Genomic DNA, 19,205 nt, shown 5'->3' with positions numbered 1-19,205 from the left:
TCTATAAACCATTCTTTACCTTTAGCAATAAAAAACACAATATAGCGCATAAAAAATACAATTTTCATATTTCTTTAAGAGTTCGCTAACGCCTCATTAACATTGTTGCTTTAAACAGTCATCAGAAACAGAAATAAACTGTTTTTCTCCGGATCAGGTAGCGCGTACCGGAGTAACAGTTTCTGTTTTATATGCTAATTATAAAGAGAATCAATGTCATATAAAATTGCACTTTTATATCCTAAAATAGTGCAATTTTGTAATTTTGGAAGGCATTTCTAATTTGATATTTTGAGCAAAAGTTTCAGATACAACAGTAAAGTAAATTTAATAAAAAATGAGGTGCTATATTAGGATTAATAGCGTCCTTGTGTCCATAAAGCACGCGTTTCAGCGCAAAAATCAGCATAACAACCTTCCTCAATGGCATCACGAATTCCCTGCATAAGTTGTTGATAGTAAAAAAGATTATTCCAAGTCAACAACATCCCCCCAAGAGATTCACCAGATTTGATCAAATGATGCAAATAAGCACAACTATAATCACGTGCTGCTGGACAAAGTGACTGTGGATCAAGAGGATGGAGATCTTCTGCATAACGCGCATTACGCAAATTAATTCTACCAAAACGTGTAAAAGCTAAACCATGACGTCCTGCACGCGTCGGCATAACACAATCAAACATATCAATACCACGAGCAACACTTTGTAAAATATCATCAGGTGTCCCTACTCCCATAAGATAGCGCGGTTTATCCTCTGGCAAAATCGGACAAGTAGTATCCAACACTGCTGTCATAACACTCTGCGGCTCACCAACAGCAAGCCCTCCAATAGCATAACCTTTTAAATCCATTTCTTTTAATGCTTGAGCAGAACGTTCACGCAGTTTCATATTATCCCCCCCTTGAACAATCCCAAACAATGCTTTATCTGTCTGATCCCCAAAAGCTGTTTTACAACGCTGCGCCCACCGCAATGAAAGTTCCATAGCTTCTTCCATCTCCTTTTCAGTGGCAGGTAATGCAATACATTGATCCAACTGCATCTGGATATCCGCATCAAGAAGCCCTTGAATTTCGATAGAACGCTCTGGACTCATTTCATAGTAGGCGCCATTAATGTAAGAGCGAAAAATCACACCTTGTTCAGTAATTTTACGGATTCCCTCCAGCGACATCACCTGAAAGCCTCCAGAATCAGTTAAAATAGGTCCGCTCCAACGTGAAAATTCGTGTAATCCTCCCAAACGTGCAACACGTTCAGCTCCTGGACGTAACATTAAATGATAAGTATTTCCCAAAATGATATCTGCTCCAAGATCACGTATTTGATCCATATACATAGCTTTAACGGTTCCTGCCGTCCCAACTGGCATAAATGCGGGTGTACGAACGCATCCTCGCCCCGTTATAATTTCGCCTCGACGCGCACATCCATCTTGAGCAATTTTTCTATAATGAAATGTCTTTATCATCATTCTCGTCTTCTTGATTCCATCAATGCATATCTCTACAGAAAGAGAAAAAATATCTCCCTTACGAGCATTGTCATAAGCTTTATGAATTAATTCTTGATTCGCTTAATATTGTAACCAGCATAAAAAATTAAACGAGATAAAAGAGCATTTGTTATGAAGAAATCACCATAATAAAGAAATAATCCAGCTCCAGAAAAATAGCAAAATCCTTAAATATCATGCCTCAAAATACCTACGCTTAACACACTAAAGCCTTAATAGAACTGCAAAATTATTATCTCAATAATCTCATCTTTACGTACTTTCATAAGTAATAATTTCGTACGAATAGAAGAAAATTCTGAAAATATTATACAACTTCCAATATTCTTCACTTTTATAGATAAAAAATTTTCATCTATCGGACACCGAGAGCCTTACGCTTAATAAAAGTGCAAATGCATATTATCATTTATCCGTTCACAGCATTGAGATAGCCCTTGAGATAATTCATAAAAGGGAGTTTTTTTCCAATAGTTTTTCCCCACGCCAATCTCATTTGTAACGAGCAAAAGAGATGATTTTGATTAATTTAACCGCATGAATAATCTGTAGGAGCCCCCTACCGTGAAAAAAGAATGGCTTACAAACCGACACTCGTAGAAAATTCACCCTTTAGGATGGAGAAGAAGTCAATATAAGAGAAATTGAAATAAAAAAATCTTACAATATTCAGAGCGCTCTTTCAATGGACAAAATAATAATTTATCCATTATAAATCAATGTACTAATCTAGAAAGAAACCTATCTCTAAAGTTATTTAGATATAACTTCATAAAACACAAGCCTAGAGATTACATCTTTGCTCCATTGCAATTGCAAATAAAAAAATCATGATTTTTATTTTCATTATCTTGCGCAATATATTCGTATAATATGGCGTTAAAAGGCTCTCTAGATTGTACAAGACAACCAACATCACAAATGTAATACTCTATTTTAAAACCTTACCTTATATCATCCACATTGATAGATTCATCAAAATTTTTTAAAAAGCACAAGCATGAAAAAATAATTCATTCAATCTAACAGGAAAAATCCTTAATTAAACTGTAAGATCATTACCCACATGGGATAAAAATAAAATGAACCACCTATTATGAAACGCAAAAACAATTGTAAAAAACGACGAACCCTATAAATAGTAGGCACAATAAAATGCGCTATTCATACTCAAATTACAGCGAACAAACCGTATTAAGATACAAAAGCCAAACTTTGATAGAATATCTTATTAACGACAATATTTAGAAACAGCATCAATACATTGATTTATAATAATAATTTATTTCTATATGTTGAATGAAGGGCTAGCTTCTCTTATTGTAAATCTGTATATGTTAAAATAACTAAAATCATTTTCTTGCACATCACAAGAGAGATTAACGTGTAAATAAAAACACTTTTAAAAAGCACTTTTATTTTTTTAAGATTCTCACATACTGTAGCTTATCATCGGGTTTTGCATCAATTTATTTTTTTTAAATGATTTTTAAGGGGCTCTCAAAGGGTCTTCAAAGGCGGTTTTCTGGGATTTCACAGACTTTTTAAAAATCTTAAAAGAATTTTCAAAGATCTTTCAAAGCCTTTTCTCATTTTTGCTCCAAAATTCCAAATTTCGTTATTTTTAGCTCTTTTTGGCAATTTCAGGTGTTAAAATCCATTTTGACAAAATACACATTTAATGCTAAATTCTATACATAAAATAGTAAATTATCACGTATTCCTAACTAATCCCACCTCTTCCCACTTACTGTCAAACTACACATACCAAAGGCTTTGTTATAACATTGGAGGCTGAAAAAAGCATATGATGGTACTGGCTTGCTCCTTCACAAGCATAAAGATGAGGGAGTTTAAATGAATGTTGGCATACACTGAGAGATGTTTCTTTAAAAAAGCGCGTAAATGCGCAACTCTATTTGGAGCGCTCTATTCCACGTAATGAGTGTTCCTCTTATTAAAAAAAACAAGAAGGACCAAAGCATAAGGCAATGCGTCATCTTTATTATTTAACAGACATTGCTTTAGATACTTTTGAAAAAGTAAAGCTGAATTTAAAAGGAGAGAGTAAGATGAGCCTTTTATTTTCATCTTTACGTCTTCCACCTAATTAGGCTGTCTCTTCGTTCGAGAAAATACCCAAACAAATCAACAACCTTTCCCCAATACAGCAAACAAAATTCTCTAAATCCATAAATTAAAAGAAACTTGATAGAGAGAATAAAGGCATAGCAGCTGAATTCTGTTAGGAATTTAAGCTGCAATCACTGATTGCCACCCTATATCAGATAGGAGAATTTTCTCTTAGCAACTTACAATTGAAATCAGTATAGTTTATACTATTCTACATCCGCAGCAATAATGGCTTTGGTAATTGAATCTGGATCTGCAACAGGTTCACCACGTTTAATTTTATCAACATTTTCCATACCTTCAACAACCTGCCCCCATATGGAATATTGACGATCAAGCCACGGAGCATCTGCAAAACAAATAAAAAACTGAGAGTTAGCAGAATTTGGATTCTGACTACGCGCCATAGAAACTGTCCCACGCTTATGAGAAAGATTTGAAAACTCTGCTGTTAAATTTGGTTTTTCTGCCCCCCCCATACCAGCACGTGATAAATTGAATTTTTCACTATCCTTCTTTCCAAATTGCACATCTCCAGTCTGCGCCATAAAGCCATCAATAACGCGATGGAAAATAACATTATCATAAGCACCTTCACGGACAAGTTCTTTAATACGTGCAACATGACAAGGTGCTAAATCAGCAAAAAGCTCAATAACAACTCTGCCCTTTGTTGTTTCAAGAATTAAAGTATTCTCTGGATTTTTATTCTCAGCCATATGGAAAGCTCCCTTGATTCATTTCTCAACTTGTAAAGTAGCAGCATTAATAACATCAGGATTTTCTACAGATCCATTATTACTTGTGGTACCTTTTTTAATTTTATCAACAACATCCATCCCCTTTATTACTTCCCCAATAACCGTATACTGACCGTTTAAAAAAGCAGCATCATCAAAACAAATGAAGAACTGAGAATTCGCAGAATCTGGATCTTGTGAACGTGCCATCCCAACAGTACCACGCTTAAATGGCTGCTTTGAAAACTCAGCCGGTATATTGGGATAATTTGATCCCCCCATACCAACGCGTTTTAGATCAAAATCTCTACTGCCTTTTTTTCCAAACTTTACATCACCAGTTTGTGCCATAAAGCCAGGAATTACACGATGAAAAACAACATTATTATAGGCCCCTTCCTCTGTTAGTTTTTTGATTTGCGCAACATGTTTTGGTGCCAAATCAGGACGCAGGCGAATAACAACCTCACCGTTGTTGAGAGATAAAACAAGAAGGCTTGCATCACTCGCTGGACTAGAATTACCAGCGACAGCGGACAATGAAAAAAAACAAAATACACATATCAAAACAGCAAAAATTCTACGAGACACACTTATTCTCCTCTAAAGACTGGAATTTCGAGCGCAAAGCTTGTGCAATATTGGGCGGCACAAATGGTGTCACATCACCTCCCATAGAGGCAATTTGACGGACCAATGTAGACGTTATCGCACGCCCAGAAACACTTGCCGGCAAAAAAACAGTTTGCAATTCAGGAGCCAGAATGCCATTCATCCCTGCCATTTGCATTTCATAATCAAGATCAGTACCATCACGCAATCCGCGAACGAGAAATGAAGCACCAACTTCACGTGCCTTATCAATGAGAAGGTTATTAAATGAAAGAACCTGCAATCGATTAGAATCTGCACCAAACAAGTCTTTCCCTACCTGCATAATGAAATCAACACGCTCTTCAAAGCTAAAGAGTGTTTTTTTGTCAGCCTGTATACCTATAGCGACGACCACCTTATCAGCTAACACAAAACACCCTTTTAAAACATCAAGATGACCGTTTGTAAGAGGATCAAATGAACCTGCGTAAAGAGCAATTTTCATGATTTCACTCCATCCTCTTCAAAATTATTTTTCTTCGCTCATATCAATCGTATCAGAATGCTTCACACTTTCATCATCTAATGAACTCGTATCATCTTCAGGTTCAGAAATACGTTCAACCGATACGACTCTTTCACCTTCAGCTGTATTAAAAATCGTAACGCCCTTAGTTGAACGCCCAGCAGTACGTATTCCCTCAACAGGGACACGAATAAGCTGCCCCCCATCTGACACCAACATAATTTGGTCTTGCGCCTTCACCGGAAAAGCCGCTACTAATTTACCAATTTCAGCTGTTTTAGATGGATCTGTTGCACGAATCCCTTTTCCACCACGTCCCGAAATCCGGAACTCATAGGAAGAAGAACGTTTACCATAACCAAATTCACTCACTGTTAAAAGCATTTGTTCACGTGCATGAAGTTCTGCATAACGTTCATCTGTTAACTCTGTTTCAACACCCCCATCTTCATCATCCAGAATGACAAGATCTTCAACATCAGCATCTGCACCAGCAGCACGCCGTTCATTCATGACACGTTTAATATAAGCAGAACGTTCAATGGACGTTGCCTCGACATGCTCTAAAATTGTCATCGAAATGACTTTATCGCCTTTAGCCAAATTGATACCACGAACCCCCACAGAATTACGCCCCGCAAAGACACGCACATCAACAACTGGAAAACGGATACATTGTCCATTCGCTGTTGTTAGAACGACATCGTGATGTTCTGTACAAGTTTCAACAGAAAGAATTTCATCTTCCTCATCAAGTTTCATTGCAATTTTACCATTACGGTTAACCTGAACAAAATCTGACAACTTATTACGACGTACAGTTCCACGTGTTGTCGCAAACATGACATCCAATGCGCTCCAGCTTGCTTCGTCTTCAGGCAAAGGCATAATTGTTGTAATGCGTTCACCTTGTTGTAAGGGAAGCATATTGATCAAAGCCCGCCCACGTGATTGCGGTGTACCTAGCGGTAAACGCCAAACTTTCTCCTTATAAACAATCCCACGTGATGAAAAGAAAAGAACCGGTGTATGCGTATTGGCGACAAACAACCGTGTTACAAAATCCTCATCCTTCGTGGACATACCAGAACGCCCTTTACCACCACGGCGTTGCGCACGATAGGTATTAAGAGGTACGCGCTTAATATAGCCACTATGGCTCACCGTTACGACCATATCCTCTGGCGCGATCAGATCTTCACTCTCCATCTCAGCGCTACCAAAACCAAATACGGTACGTCGCGGTGTTGCAAATTCCTCACGCAGAGCACTCAACTCGTCCTTAACAATACCCATAATGCGTACGCGCGATGCTAAGATATCAAGATAATCAGCAATATCCACACCAATTTTATTCAATTCATCAGCGATTTCATCACGTCCAAGGGCTGTCAACCGTTGCAAACGCAATTCTAAAATAGCACGTGCCTGTTCTTCAGAGAGATTATAAGTACCATCCTCGTGGATAATATGGCGAAGATCATCAATAAGTTTAATCAAAGGTGCAACATCCATCGCTGGCCAGCGTCGTTCCATTAATTGTGTACGTGCTGTCTGTGGATCAGGAGCTTTGCGAATAAGCGCTATAATTTCATCAATATTGGCAACTGCAAGGGCAAGCCCCACCAAAACATGGGCCCGCTCACGCGCTTTACGCAAAAGATATTTTGTTCGCCGACTAACAACTTCTTCCCGAAAAGAAACAAATGCACGAAGCATATCAAGCAACGTCATCTGTTCGGGTTTTCCCCCATTCAAAGCAACCATATTACAACCAAAGGAAGTTTGCAGTGGCGTATAACGATATAATTGGTTTAAAACAACTTCCGCAACAACATCTTTTTTCAACTCAATAACAACGCGATATCCATCACGATCCGATTCGTCACGCAAATCAGAGATTCCCTCAATGCGTTTATCGCGCACCAATTCGGCCATTTTCTCAATCATTGTGGCCTTATTAACTTGATAAGGGATCTCACTCACAATAATTGCTTGTCGACCACTGCGAATTTCTTCGATCTCAACTTTAGCACGCATAATGATTGAGCCACGCCCTGTTTCATAAGCTGAACGAACACCAGAGTGGCCAAGGATAATACCCCCTGTAGGAAAATCCGGACCAGGAATAATTTCAATTATTTTATCGAGTGTGATATCAGGATTATCAATCAAAGCGATACAACCATCAACGACTTCACCAAGATTATGGGGAGGAATATTGGTTGCCATTCCCACAGCAATCCCCCCTGACCCATTGACCAAAAGATTAGGGAAACGTGCTGGCAAGACAACCGGTTCACGTTCACGCCCATCGTAATTATCCTGAAAATCAACAGTATCTTTATCAATATCAGCTAAAAGTTCTTCTGAAACTTTTTCTAAACGACACTCAGTATAGCGCATAGCTGCAGGTGGATCACCATCAACGGAACCAAAATTCCCCTGACCATCAATCAATGGATTTCTCAAAGAGAAGTCCTGCGCCATACGCACCAAAGCATCATAAATTGAAGCATCACCATGAGGATGGAATTTTCCCATAACCTCACCAACGACACCAGCAGATTTACGATACGGCTTATTGAAAGAAAGCCCCATCTCGTTCATAGCATGAAGGATACGTCGATGAACAGGCTTAAGACCATCACGAACATCGGGAAGTGCACGCGAAACAATCACGCTCATCGCATAATCGAGATAGGAGCGTTGCATTTCATCAATAATACTGATTGGTTCAATACCGGTCAGCACATCACGTTCTGGGTGTGGAGTAAGATCGGTCACAATTTCAAAACTTTCAAAAAAGAATCATTTCACTTTATTTATATCGGTTTATATCGAAAAATACACAAAAATGCTAATTTCTCTCCCATAACAAAAAAGAAATTTAACAATATTTTTCAAGATGTTATTAATTTCTATTAAAAATTACCAATAACAATGAATAGTTTTCACTTTGCTAAACTTCAAAAATCTAAAACAAACAAACCATAAAGCAATCATAATACTGCAACTTTAAAGCCTCTTAAAAAGGGACATCATCATCTAATTTGTGTGAAAAACTTTCTCCTAATTGGTTATTATTTTGACCAAAAGTATTTCTTTGATTTGAACTACTATTAGCAAAGTCACCACTGTAACTCCCCCCTTGACTTGCTCCCTGCTCTCCACCCGCTGCTCCGCGCCCATCAAGCATTTGTAATTCACCACGGTATTTTTGCAAAACAACCTCTGTTGTATAACGGTCATTTCCATTTTGATCTTGCCATTTCCGTGTCTGCAACTGCCCCTCAATATAAATTTTGCTCCCCTTTTTTAAATATTGCTCTACAACTTTGACAAGGTTTTCATTAAAAATAACAATACTATGCCATTCAGTACGTTCTTTTCGCTCATTTGTATTCCGATCACGCCAACTTTCTGAAGTAGCAATACGTAGATTTGCCACTTGATCACCAGAATTCAAACGGCGGATTTCAGGATCTGCCCCGAGATTACCAATCAAAATAACTTTATTAAGGCTACCAGCCATCGCATAAACTCCAAAATTTTAAATCGTACAATATTTGTTGTATAACAGTTACAACCATCTTGACCTTCAATTTATATGTCTACAATTGACCTCCAATATGGATATTGCTATCCTTTCCCAATATTGTATCCATTAATTATAACAAAAGATGATAAAAACGCATAGTTTATTCCACCACCAGAGAATAAAAAGCTGCTCATTTGTATTTTTCTTTTCACAAAACTTATTCCTTCTTTCTGCATTAAAGCAGTTAAACACATTGTAATTCTAAAAAAACAGTTTTATTCCATTTTAGATGCTCAATTTTTGTCACATATGCCAAGGATAAAATATGACACATCAAAAATATATCTCTATTCGCGGTGCACGTGAGCATAACCTTAAAAATATTGATCTCGATCTGCCTCGTGACAAACTCATTGTTATAACAGGACTTTCTGGATCAGGTAAATCATCTTTAGCTTTTGATACAATTTACGCTGAAGGACAACGTCGCTATGTCGAAAGCCTTTCGGCCTATGCACGCCAATTTCTGGAAGTCATGCAAAAACCCGATGTCGACCGCATAGACGGACTTTCCCCAGCCATCTCCATTGAACAAAAAACAACGAGCCGCAATCCCCGTTCAACAGTAGGCACCGTTACTGAAATCCACGACTACATGCGCCTTCTCTTTGCCCGTATTGGTATTCCTCATTCTCCTGCAACAGGACTTCCTATTGAAAGCCAAACGGTAAGCCAAATGGTGGATCAAATTATGTCCTTACCAGAAGGAACGCGAATTTTTATTATGGCACCCTTGGTACGAGGACGAAAGGGAGAATATAAAAAAGAGCTAACAGAACTCTTAAAAAGAGGATTTCAACGCGCTAAAGTTGATGGCAAGTTTTATGAAATCCCTGACATTCCACCTCTTGATAAAAAGTATAAACATGACATCGACGTTGTGGTAGACCGCATTGTTGTACAAAAGGATATCACCTCTCGTTTAGCTGATAGTATAGAAACCTGTTTACAGCTAGCCAATGGACTTGCCATTGCTGAAATGACAGATCTCCCCTTGACACCAAAAGAAACGACAAAGGAATCTGCTCATAAATCAAAAAATGATACACACAAACGGCTCATTTTTTCAGAAAAGTTTTCTTGCCCTATATCTGGTTTCTCTATCCCTGAAATTGAACCACGCCTTTTTTCGTTCAATAATCCTTTTGGTGCCTGTCCTCTCTGCGATGGACTGGGCATCAAAAAGACAATGGATCCACTGAAAATTGTGCCCAATAAAAATCTTACCCTAAAGAATGGAGCCATTGCTCCTTGGGCTAAATTAGATTCACTTTACTATAGCCAAACCTTAGAAGCATTAGGAAAAGCTTACGGTTTCAAACTCACAAATCAATGGTGTGAACTCTCCGATGAAGCACAACAAGCTATTCTCTACGGTACAAAAAAAAATGAAATTTCTTTTATCTATAAAAATGATTCTGGTTTGCATAAAACAACTCAATCTTTTGAAGGAATCATCCCTAATATGGAGAGACGCTGGAAAGAAACAGATTCTGCTTGGTCCCGTGAAGAAATCGAACGTTATATGTCTTCTTCGCCTTGTCCAGCGTGTCACGGTTATCGTTTAAAACCAGAGGCACTCGCTGTAAAAATCCACGGGATGCATATTGGGCAAATATCAGATTTTTCCATCTCACAAGCAGATGATTGGTTTGCCAATATTCATCAATATCTCACAGAAAAACAACGTAATATCGCTGTACGTATTTTAAAAGAAATTCGTGAACGCTTAGCTTTTTTAAATCATGTAGGATTGGAATATCTTACCTTGTCTCGCAATTCAGGAACGCTTTCAGGGGGAGAAAGCCAACGTATTCGATTAGCATCCCAGATTGGTTCTGGTCTTACAGGCGTCCTTTACATTTTAGATGAACCATCCATCGGTTTACACCAACGCGATAATGAACGCCTTTTGGAAATGCTGCGCCATTTGCGCAATCTTGGCAATACAGTTATTGTCGTTGAACATGATGAAGATGCTATTCTCACGGCAGACTATGTTGTCGATATGGGCCCTGCCGCAGGCGTTCATGGTGGAGAAATCATAGCGCAAGGTACACCACAGGAAATTATAGAAAATTCAGCCTCTCTCACAGGCCAATACCTTTCAGGAAAAATGGCTGTTAGAATGCCAACAGAACGGCGTAAAATATCAAAATCGAAAACACTTAAAATCATCGGTGCCAAAGGCAATAACCTCAAAAATATCAATGCAAACATCCCTCTTGGAACCTTCACATGCATAACTGGTGTTTCTGGAGGAGGAAAATCAACATTTCTTATTGAAACGCTTTTCAAAGCAGCATCACATCACATCATGGGCTCTCATCACACTCCTGCCAGCTATGATAAAATTGAGGGCTTAGAATTTCTTGATAAAGTCATTGATATCAACCAATCCCCCATTGGACGCACCCCACGCTCTAATCCCGCAACCTATACAGGCGCTTTTACGCCGATTCGTGAATGGTTTGCCGAACTTCCAGAATCAAAAGCCCGTGGTTATAAAGCAGGACGTTTTTCATTTAATGTTAAAGGAGGACGCTGCGAAGCATGTCAAGGTGATGGAGTCATTAAAATTGAAATGCACTTTTTACCTGATGTCTATGTTACTTGCGATGTCTGTAAAGGAAAACGCTATAATCGAGAAACACTAGAAATAAAATTCAAAGGACAATCTATCGCAGATATTTTGGATATGACAATTGAAAAAGCAGAGGAATTTTTCCAAGCTGTTCCAGCCATTCATAATAAAATGAAAACTCTCATTAAAGTAGGATTGGGTTACATAAAAGTAGGACAGCAAGCAACCACACTTTCTGGTGGAGAAGCACAACGTGTAAAACTTGCGAAAGAGCTTTCACGTAAAACAACGGGACGTACACTCTATATTTTGGATGAACCTACAACAGGTTTACATTTTCATGATATTTCCAAACTTCTTGAAGTGCTTCACGAACTGGTCGAACAAGGCAACACAGTCATCGTCATTGAACATAACCTTGATGTTATAAAAACAGCCGACTGGATTATTGATTTAGGACCAGAAGGTGGAGATCGCGGTGGAGAAATCGTTGCAATTGGACGCCCTGAAGACATTATTAAAATTCCAGCTTCCTATACAGGAAAATTTCTAAAAGATGTTTTACTGCGCCCATCCCTCTATAATTCCAATTCTTAAAAATGCTTCCCCTTATAAAATACAGCATACGAACAAAGCCTGTACTTTTATTGTTACCTGTAAACCAACACCTAATTCCAGTGGTGCAACATGTTTGAAGCAAAGACTAAAAACAATTTAGCGCTTTATCAGCTGTTTTATTTTAGTTTTTGTATTGTCAAATAGGGGCAAACATATTGCATAGCTCTATTGCGTGTAATCTCTGAAACGAGAAGACAACCTAATTTTGAAAGGATATGAAGTTTTAAGGGTATAAACCAGTTTCCATCTTTATCCTCCCCTTTTAATTCATCTTTACGATTTTCAAAAACATCCACAGCAATATTTAAAAAAGAATGAAGATTGCGCATTGCTTCACGCTTTTGTTTATTGCATTCTTTAATGAGATCTCGCTCCTCACGAAAGACAAAACGCCCCAAACAGAATATATTTGCGTTGCCAATTCACACGCTTGTTTAAAAAAATATTTTTCAACACTCCCACATCCAGTTCACGACAGTCACCTGAGAATGGTAAATTAATTATTATACACCACTATCTTTGCGCTTTTAAGCAAGTGCAAACTAACACCCTCATTTCCAATATTTGCGCTCCCCCCTAATCCCTAATATTGTAACAACCTTTGGTTATCGAGAGTTTTCATAAAAGGCATTTATATTTCTTTTTTCAAATGTTTTTATCCACAGGCTCGTATCTCTTGATATACAAGGATATAGCTTTGATGAGACGATCTAAAATGAGAAAATCTTACGCTATAATAATTCTTCATACCATAGAAAAAATATCTAATTATCCTTATAAGTCAATGTATTATCCAAAAAAGGAAGCACACTCTCTTAATGAGATTATTTTGATTCGTTTATAAGGATTGTAAGTTTTTTTCCAAAAAACAGTATTTCGCTGTATTCTACAAAAGAAACTCTCCTAAAAGAGCATAGAGTGTCATTGTTTTCGACTTTTTGTGCACAAAGTATCTGTTGGACATCTTACAGTTGTCAATATAATGTGATGCAGTCTAAAAAGACAAAATAACGTTGGAGATAATTTCAGCATGAAAAAAATTGAAGCCATTATAAAACCTTTCAAACTTGATGAAGTGAAAGAAGCGCTTCAAAAAATAGGGCTCCATGGTATTACAGTAACAGAAGCGAAAGGTTTTGGTCGTCAAAGGGAAGATACAGAACTTTATCGTGGGACGAAATATGTTGTTGACTTTCTCCCTAAAGTAAAAATTGAAATTGTCGTGTCCGATGACAAACTGGAACAAACTGTTGATGCAATACGTAAAGCAGCCCAAACCAAACATATAGGGGATGGAAAAATATTTGTCTTTTCCATTGATGATGCCATTCGTATAGGGACTGATGAAACTGGGATCGATGCCCTTTAATAAACAACGAGAAAATTCACTTTTTTATCCACCTCAACGCCATATTAAGGAAATTGAATATGACAACCGCATCAGATATTATCAAACAGATTGCAGATAACGAAATCCGTTTTGTTGATTTACGTTTTACTGATCCACGAGGAAAATTGCATCACATCACAATGGATATCGCAGAAATCAGCGAGGATACTTTTAGTGATGGTGTTATGTTTGATGGCTCTTCAATTGCTGGTTGGAAAACAATTAATGAATCTGACATGGTTTTAATGCCAGATCCAGGAACAGCGCATATTGATCCTTTTTTTGCTCAATCTACTTTGGTCATATTTTGTGACGTACTTGACCCTGTCTCTGGTGAATTTTATCGTAGAGATCCTCGTTCTATCGCCAAAAGAGCCGAAGTTTATATGAAATCTTTAGGCATTGGAGATACGATCAATGTAGGTCCAGAAGCAGAGTTTTTTATCTTTGATGATGTGCGCTATAAAACGGATCCTTACAACACAGGGTTTAAACTCAATTCAAGTGAACTTCCCTCCAATGATGATATGGAATATGAAACAGGCAATCTAGGGCATCGCCCACGAATAAAGGGAGGCTACCTTCCTGTTCCGCCAATTGATTCTTGCCAAGATATGCGTTCTGAAATGCTCACAGCACTCAAAGATATGGGCGTACAGGTCGAAAAACACCATCACGAAGTAGCAGCAGGCCAACATGAATTGGGTATTCGTTTTGATACACTCGTTCGCGAGGCTGACAAGATGCAAATTTTTAAATATGTTGTACATCAAATAGCAAACAGTTATGGGAAAACAGCAACCTTCATGCCAAAACCAGTTTTTGGTGATAACGGTTCTGGAATGCATGTCCACATCTCCATTTGGAAAGATGGCAAACCCATTTTTGCAGGAAACGAATATGCCGGACTATCAGAAACCTGTTTATTTTTTATCGGTGGTGTTATTAAGCACGCAAAAGCAATCAATGCTTTTACCAACCCATCTACAAACTCCTATAAACGTTTGGTTCCTGGTTATGAAGCTCCTGTTCTTCTTGCCTATTCAGCACGTAATCGTTCCGCATCTTGCCGTATTCCAATGAGCTCTTCACCAAATTCAAAACGCGTAGAAGTTCGTTTTCCAGACCCAACAGCAAATCCCTATTTGGCATTTGCAGCCCTTTTAATGGCTGGTCTTGATGGCATTAAAAACAAAATTCACCCTGGACACGCTATGGATAAAGATCTTTATGACCTTCCCTTAAAAGAACTCAAAGACATCCCCACCGTTTCAGGAAGTCTGCGTGAAGCGCTTGAAGCACTCGATAAAGATCGTGGCTTTCTTAAAGCTGGCGACGTTTTTGATGATGATCAGATTAATTCCTTCATTCAAGTAAAGATGCAAGAAGTTTTGCGCTACGAAACAACACCCCATCCTGTTGAATTTGATATGTACTATTCTGTTTAAACATATCAATACGTATTCCTTTGATTTTTAAAATGGAGGTCAAAGCCTCCATTTTTGTGGATATTCTTCTCATGCAAGGGCGCAAGAGGCTTTTTGCTCATCTGCTTTTCCTTTATAATATGTTGAATCTCTTCCAATTAATTAACAAGGTTTCTAATGCCGCGAATTTGTTTTCTCGTTCCCGTTCTTTTATGCATTGTCTTTATCACATCAACAACTCAAGCACATACGATTACAAACCAAAAACTCATAACTCTTGAAAAAGCGACATCTGCTTATAGTAAAGCACTTAAAAATGCCGATGCAAATGCCATCTTAAACGCTATCCCGCCCCAAATCATCAACAACTTAACTACCAAAAAAAATCTTAGTAAATCACAATTTCGACAAATCATGAAAAGCCAAATAGAATGGTTGGCAAAAAATTATAAAATTGAAAGTATCCACATTGACGAAAAACAAAAACGCGAAGGGACACTTGATAATGGCATTCCTTATTTTGTTATACCCGTGGAGCTTGTAACCGCAACAAATGCTGGAAAAAAATGCTCTATTCAAACTGAAATTATTGCCCTCCTTCACGATAATCAATGGTATTTTATCCGTGGTAATGACGAAGCAATCTTAAACATAACCAACGAAATATTTCCTGGACTTGAAAAAGTAAAAATCAATCCTCTCAAAATCACAAAAATAATGTAACAGCAAAAACAACACATTGATTTATAAATGAATTAGAAAGCTAAATATCGTAAGATTCTCTCATTTCAAATCTGTGTATATTGAATCAATAAAAACCATTTCCTTGCGCATCAAAAACAGGGCTGGCATATGGGTAAAAACTGTACAAGAAAGAACTAAAAATGCCTCTTATGAACCCTCTCAAGTGCCAAGGACTGTTCGCAACACCTACGAGCTGGCAAAGTGTATGATGGTACCGGCGTACTTCTTCACAAGCGTAAAGATAGTGTTGCTCAATGGCTTTATCGTTATACCATTCATGGTTGGCACCGTGAAATGGCTTGGGTGCTCTTTGAGAGATGTTTCTTAAAAAAGCCCAAGGAAATAAAGAAATCTTATAAACATACTGTAGCAATTGTAACCGCAACATTAAATTCAACTTTTTTATGAGCACGGCGTTCTATTGTTTCTTTATCTATTCCCCATTGTTCCATCATCCAATCTTCATCTAAGTGGGCAATAGACCATGCATGATCAGCATCAATCTTTCCCGCAGCGACCGCAAGAGCAATGAGAGCAGATCCTGTTAAGGTCGTCATCAGATGAAGTGCAGCAAGCATATAAGGAGATTCAACTCTACGTAAATAATTACTGACTGCTTGAAGCGCTTCTGGTGATTGTTCCACATGCATTAGCCCTTCTGTCAAATAAAACCTTGAACCCAGTTTTTTTTCTGCCCAATCTAATAAAGGATCCCATTGTTCAGATTGTTTTTGCACCAACTCTTTAGGTGTCTGTGCACGATAAAAGATCATATCACATGCAACGAAACGCAATAAATCTTCAAACACAGCCTGCATATCATCAGCGATACCATCAATAACTGTATTAACCAAACGCGTCATCGGCATTTTTGCAGGATCAACAACGTGCTTTTGGTTCTCAAATTCCTGAGCAACATATTCAGCAAACACTTGCGTTGGCACATGAAAATGACGCCTTGCGGGTGTTTTAACAGAATGTCCATCTAATAAGAGAGTAAAGCCTCCTTCCTCACAAGCAATTTTCACTTGTTGATAAAATCGTTTTGGGTGTGATTGGCATGAAAGATTTTGAGTCTGTTGAACAGAAATATTTTTATTCAATGGCATATCAAAATGATCCAAAATCTCACGCATATTGTTTACCTCTGATCTTTTCAAGAAAGAGACTATTTTTTCTAAGTTTTATATATTTTAATAAGATTTAATCCGCCCTTCACACACCTCAAAGAAGGAAAAAGATCTTGCCAATCCCACTCTAATTTAAGAGTTATATTTCATGTTTCTTTTACAAACAAGCCAATCAAGCCAATGATGATACCTTTTCATATATTCAACACAGTCACAACTGTAGAATATTTTTTAAAAATATTATTTTAATTAAAAGTTAAATATATTGAATTAAATGGTAGAAGCAATCGTGTTTTACCACTCTATTCGTTATCCACTTACAATACGAACAGCTAAAAAAATACTTTTTGCAAAATTGTAAAGTCGAAAAAGGCTTATTATCCCCAAAAGAACAGTGTGCTTTACACATCATCAACCTTTGCTTCACCATTCCAATCATTCGTCATATCCAACAAATATTCCCTGCTCCAAATTTTTTCTCCCTAATAACTCTCCTAAACAATGATATTTTATGGCATGATAGGGCAATGACAAGACAAAATTATATCGTAAATTTTCTTTCACATATGCATATGTTTTTTTAAGCACTAAATTATTTAACTTATTTTTCTTGATATACTACACATATTGCACTAGTCTAAATTTAGGCACATAATTAAAAGAATAGAGATCATGCAATTTGAAAATAATACTTTTATCTATACACTTGGCCCTGCAGAAACTAACTGTGCGACTGCAGAACAATGGTGGCTTGACAATCACAATAAAAATATTTTGTCCACTGACTCGAGATCCCGCATTATCTTATAGGCAACTCTTGAAGAAGCATTTAATGAACTTTCTCAAAAAAAAGATGCTTATCTCTTAAGTTGTGCTACTTACCCTGATTTGCATACATTCATATTTACCCGTTTAGGTGACATGCAATTATTTAATAGCTTTATCATGCCTACTCACTCTATAGTTTTAGCTAAACGCAATAACATTGATGAAATTAAAATCGTAGCGACTCACCCTGCCCCGCAATCTCTGGTAGCTCATCAATATGACAAAGTATTTGCCAACAGCAATGCTGATGCAGCCGTTCTTTGTAAGGCTGAAAAAACCGATGCTTGTATCACAACATCGGTTGCGGCAAATCGCTATAGGCTGAGTATTGTCGAAAATTTTGGATAAGTGCCAATGGCCTTTTTGCTCCACTCGCTAAAGTCAGCTCATCATGAAAAAATCTGAAGTGCTTCTTTCCATTGTTAACTTGGTTGACAAATTTCGTGTGCGCCAAGAACGAAATGGGAGCATTAAGGAACCACCTTCAGCAGATAGTAATATGATCAATGAATTGATCACTCTACTCAATCATCATGCAGATATAATTGACGGATTATCTCCGGAACTTTTGGTGACCACTTCTGATGATCTTCATCTGTGGATGCTCAGCGGTTTAAGTACTCCTCCTCAATTTGATAACACCTTGACTGCTTTCAAAGCGCCATTACCAGATGCTCCCTTGTTTTTCTTGGCTCCAATGCGTGCAACAAATGAACCTGATCCAAAAGGATTCCGGCTGGAATTAGTTACAGGATATCGTCATGAAACAGCCTATCTTGCTGACGCCTTAAAATATACAAAGAATTATGTATCACCTTTTCAATGTATAAAATGGGAATAGCATCAAAGGGGTTTTTAGAAGGCAATTGCATTGTTCTATTCCCAGAATCTGTAGCGACTGCTCAAAAAATTGATAAACAAGCATTTGCTTTGTTTTTTCAGCAAATTTTGTGATATTTACAATAAGCAGACAATTATGGAAGCAGAACGTTTGCTTGGTAGAGACAATAAATTCCTATTCAGTCAATTGTATAGTCGTAACTTATCTAAGGAAGAAATTTACGATATGCGCTGTTTGTGGGGGACTATTATCACGACTATGCACATCACACCGGATACCAGACCTCGACCATTAGATAAAAATTTGTATATAAAATTAAATTGGTTTACAGGACTTTTAGAGGAAACTAAAGTTGACTTAATTACAATGCGTATTATGCTAAAAGGTTGTTCAAAGATTTGGAAAGAAAGAATTGAGTTTGTTCTCTTAGAACGCATATTTCGTTATCCAAAAGGTTCTGATCAGCATATAACATTCGATGCTGATACAGGTTTATTGCTTTTTGAAATATAGATGCGTATCAAAG

At 37.6% G+C, this 19,205-nt stretch carries 15 protein-coding genes; 7 read left to right on the top strand and 8 right to left on the bottom strand.

Annotation, left to right across the window (positions count from 1 at the left end; genetic code table 11):
- Positions 1-356 precede the first annotated feature (356 nt).
- The 6 genes from tgt to ssb all read right to left on the bottom strand — a co-directional run bounded on the left by tgt (position 357) and on the right by ssb (position 9,051).
- Positions 357-1,478: a tRNA guanosine(34) transglycosylase Tgt gene (gene tgt / locus ACFINC_RS04110; RefSeq protein WP_375616298.1), complete on the bottom strand. Its 1,122-nt coding sequence runs from the start codon at positions 1,476-1,478 to the stop codon at positions 357-359.
- Between the two features lie 2,384 nt (positions 1,479-3,862).
- Positions 3,863-4,375 (bottom strand): peptidylprolyl isomerase, encoded by a 513-nt coding sequence (locus ACFINC_RS04105; protein WP_375611520.1) that lies wholly within the window; start codon positions 4,373-4,375, stop codon positions 3,863-3,865.
- Between the two features lie 18 nt (positions 4,376-4,393).
- A complete protein-coding gene (locus ACFINC_RS04100; RefSeq protein WP_375616220.1) occupies positions 4,394-4,987 on the bottom strand; it encodes a peptidylprolyl isomerase in 594 nt (197 codons plus the stop codon).
- Positions 4,977-5,495, bottom strand: a complete 519-nt coding sequence (coaD, locus tag ACFINC_RS04095) for a pantetheine-phosphate adenylyltransferase (RefSeq protein WP_375616219.1) — start codon at positions 5,493-5,495, stop codon at positions 4,977-4,979. The genes ACFINC_RS04100 and coaD overlap by 11 nt, the downstream gene beginning before the upstream one ends.
- A 24-nt stretch (positions 5,496-5,519) precedes the next feature.
- On the bottom strand, positions 5,520-8,303 hold the full coding sequence (gyrA, locus tag ACFINC_RS04090) for a DNA gyrase subunit A (RefSeq protein ID WP_375616218.1): 2,784 nt from the start codon (positions 8,301-8,303) through the stop codon (positions 5,520-5,522).
- A 241-nt stretch (positions 8,304-8,544) separates the two neighbouring features.
- A complete protein-coding gene (gene ssb, locus ACFINC_RS04085; RefSeq protein WP_375616217.1) occupies positions 8,545-9,051 on the bottom strand; it encodes a single-stranded DNA-binding protein in 507 nt (168 codons plus the stop codon).
- A 331-nt stretch (positions 9,052-9,382) separates the two neighbouring features.
- Here ssb and uvrA point away from each other — a divergent pair, with 331 nt between their 5' ends.
- Positions 9,383-12,298, top strand: a complete 2,916-nt coding sequence (gene uvrA / locus ACFINC_RS04080; protein WP_375616216.1) for an excinuclease ABC subunit UvrA — start codon at positions 9,383-9,385, stop codon at positions 12,296-12,298.
- A gap of 137 nt (positions 12,299-12,435) precedes the next feature.
- Here uvrA and ACFINC_RS04075 read toward each other — a convergent pair whose 3' ends face one another.
- Positions 12,436-12,717, bottom strand: coding sequence for a hypothetical protein (locus ACFINC_RS04075; protein ID WP_375616215.1), 282 nt, complete (start codon positions 12,715-12,717; stop codon positions 12,436-12,438).
- Between the two features lie 632 nt (positions 12,718-13,349).
- Here ACFINC_RS04075 and ACFINC_RS04070 point away from each other — a divergent pair.
- From ACFINC_RS04070 to ACFINC_RS04060, 3 genes are all read left to right on the top strand, one after another.
- Entirely contained in the window at positions 13,350-13,688 is a 339-nt protein-coding gene (locus tag ACFINC_RS04070; RefSeq protein ID WP_375616214.1) for a P-II family nitrogen regulator, read from the top strand.
- Positions 13,689-13,747: 59 nt separating this feature from the next.
- Complete coding sequence (glnA, locus tag ACFINC_RS04065) at positions 13,748-15,157, top strand: type I glutamate--ammonia ligase (protein WP_375616213.1); 1,410 nt, start codon at positions 13,748-13,750, stop codon at positions 15,155-15,157.
- Between the two features lie 156 nt (positions 15,158-15,313).
- The gene (locus tag ACFINC_RS04060) at positions 15,314-15,859 is read left to right on the top strand and encodes a hypothetical protein (protein WP_375616212.1); all 546 of its coding nucleotides are present in this window, start codon (positions 15,314-15,316) and stop codon (positions 15,857-15,859) included.
- A gap of 374 nt (positions 15,860-16,233) precedes the next feature.
- Here ACFINC_RS04060 and ACFINC_RS04055 read toward each other — a convergent pair whose 3' ends face one another.
- On the bottom strand, positions 16,234-17,016 hold the full coding sequence (locus ACFINC_RS04055; protein WP_375616211.1) for an ATP12 family chaperone protein: 783 nt from the start codon (positions 17,014-17,016) through the stop codon (positions 16,234-16,236).
- A 915-nt stretch (positions 17,017-17,931) separates the two neighbouring features.
- On the opposite strand from ACFINC_RS04055, the gene ACFINC_RS04050 reads away from it, so the two are divergent.
- The 3 genes from ACFINC_RS04050 to ACFINC_RS04040 all read left to right on the top strand — a co-directional run bounded on the left by ACFINC_RS04050 (position 17,932) and on the right by ACFINC_RS04040 (position 19,192).
- On the top strand, positions 17,932-18,186 hold the full coding sequence (locus ACFINC_RS04050; protein WP_375616297.1) for a prephenate dehydratase domain-containing protein: 255 nt from the start codon (positions 17,932-17,934) through the stop codon (positions 18,184-18,186).
- Between the two features lie 43 nt (positions 18,187-18,229).
- Complete coding sequence (locus ACFINC_RS04045) at positions 18,230-18,679, top strand: hypothetical protein (RefSeq protein WP_375616210.1); 450 nt, start codon at positions 18,230-18,232, stop codon at positions 18,677-18,679.
- A 135-nt stretch (positions 18,680-18,814) separates the two neighbouring features.
- Positions 18,815-19,192 carry a hypothetical protein gene (locus ACFINC_RS04040; RefSeq protein WP_375616209.1) on the top strand — a complete coding sequence of 126 codons (378 nt, stop codon included), beginning with the start codon at positions 18,815-18,817 and terminating at the stop codon, positions 19,190-19,192.
- The last annotated feature ends 13 nt before the right edge of the window (positions 19,193-19,205 follow it).

Source organism: Bartonella sp. AP58NXGY, from assembly GCF_042195785.1.
In the GTDB taxonomy this organism is placed as follows: domain Bacteria; phylum Pseudomonadota; class Alphaproteobacteria; order Rhizobiales; family Rhizobiaceae; genus Bartonella.
This window is presented reverse-complemented; position numbering and strand designations above follow the sequence as displayed.

Coding starts and splice junctions, on each gene's coding strand:
- ACFINC_RS04040 (WP_375616209.1), top strand. CDS start 18,815: ATGGAAGCAGAACGTTTGCTTGGTAGAGACAATAAATTCCTATTCAGT.
- ACFINC_RS04060 (WP_375616212.1), top strand. CDS start 15,314: ATGCCGCGAATTTGTTTTCTCGTTCCCGTTCTTTTATGCATTGTCTTT.
- ACFINC_RS04050 (WP_375616297.1), top strand. CDS start 17,932: ATGCAATTATTTAATAGCTTTATCATGCCTACTCACTCTATAGTTTTA.
- coaD (WP_375616219.1), bottom strand. CDS start 5,495: ATGAAAATTGCTCTTTACGCAGGTTCATTTGATCCTCTTACAAACGGT.
- uvrA (WP_375616216.1), top strand. CDS start 9,383: ATGACACATCAAAAATATATCTCTATTCGCGGTGCACGTGAGCATAAC.
- tgt (WP_375616298.1), bottom strand. CDS start 1,478: ATGATAAAGACATTTCATTATAGAAAAATTGCTCAAGATGGATGTGCG.
- ACFINC_RS04045 (WP_375616210.1), top strand. CDS start 18,230: ATGAAAAAATCTGAAGTGCTTCTTTCCATTGTTAACTTGGTTGACAAA.
- ACFINC_RS04105 (WP_375611520.1), bottom strand. CDS start 4,375: ATGGCTGAGAATAAAAATCCAGAGAATACTTTAATTCTTGAAACAACA.
- glnA (WP_375616213.1), top strand. CDS start 13,748: ATGACAACCGCATCAGATATTATCAAACAGATTGCAGATAACGAAATC.
- ACFINC_RS04070 (WP_375616214.1), top strand. CDS start 13,350: ATGAAAAAAATTGAAGCCATTATAAAACCTTTCAAACTTGATGAAGTG.
- ssb (WP_375616217.1), bottom strand. CDS start 9,051: ATGGCTGGTAGCCTTAATAAAGTTATTTTGATTGGTAATCTCGGGGCA.
- ACFINC_RS04055 (WP_375616211.1), bottom strand. CDS start 17,016: ATGCGTGAGATTTTGGATCATTTTGATATGCCATTGAATAAAAATATT.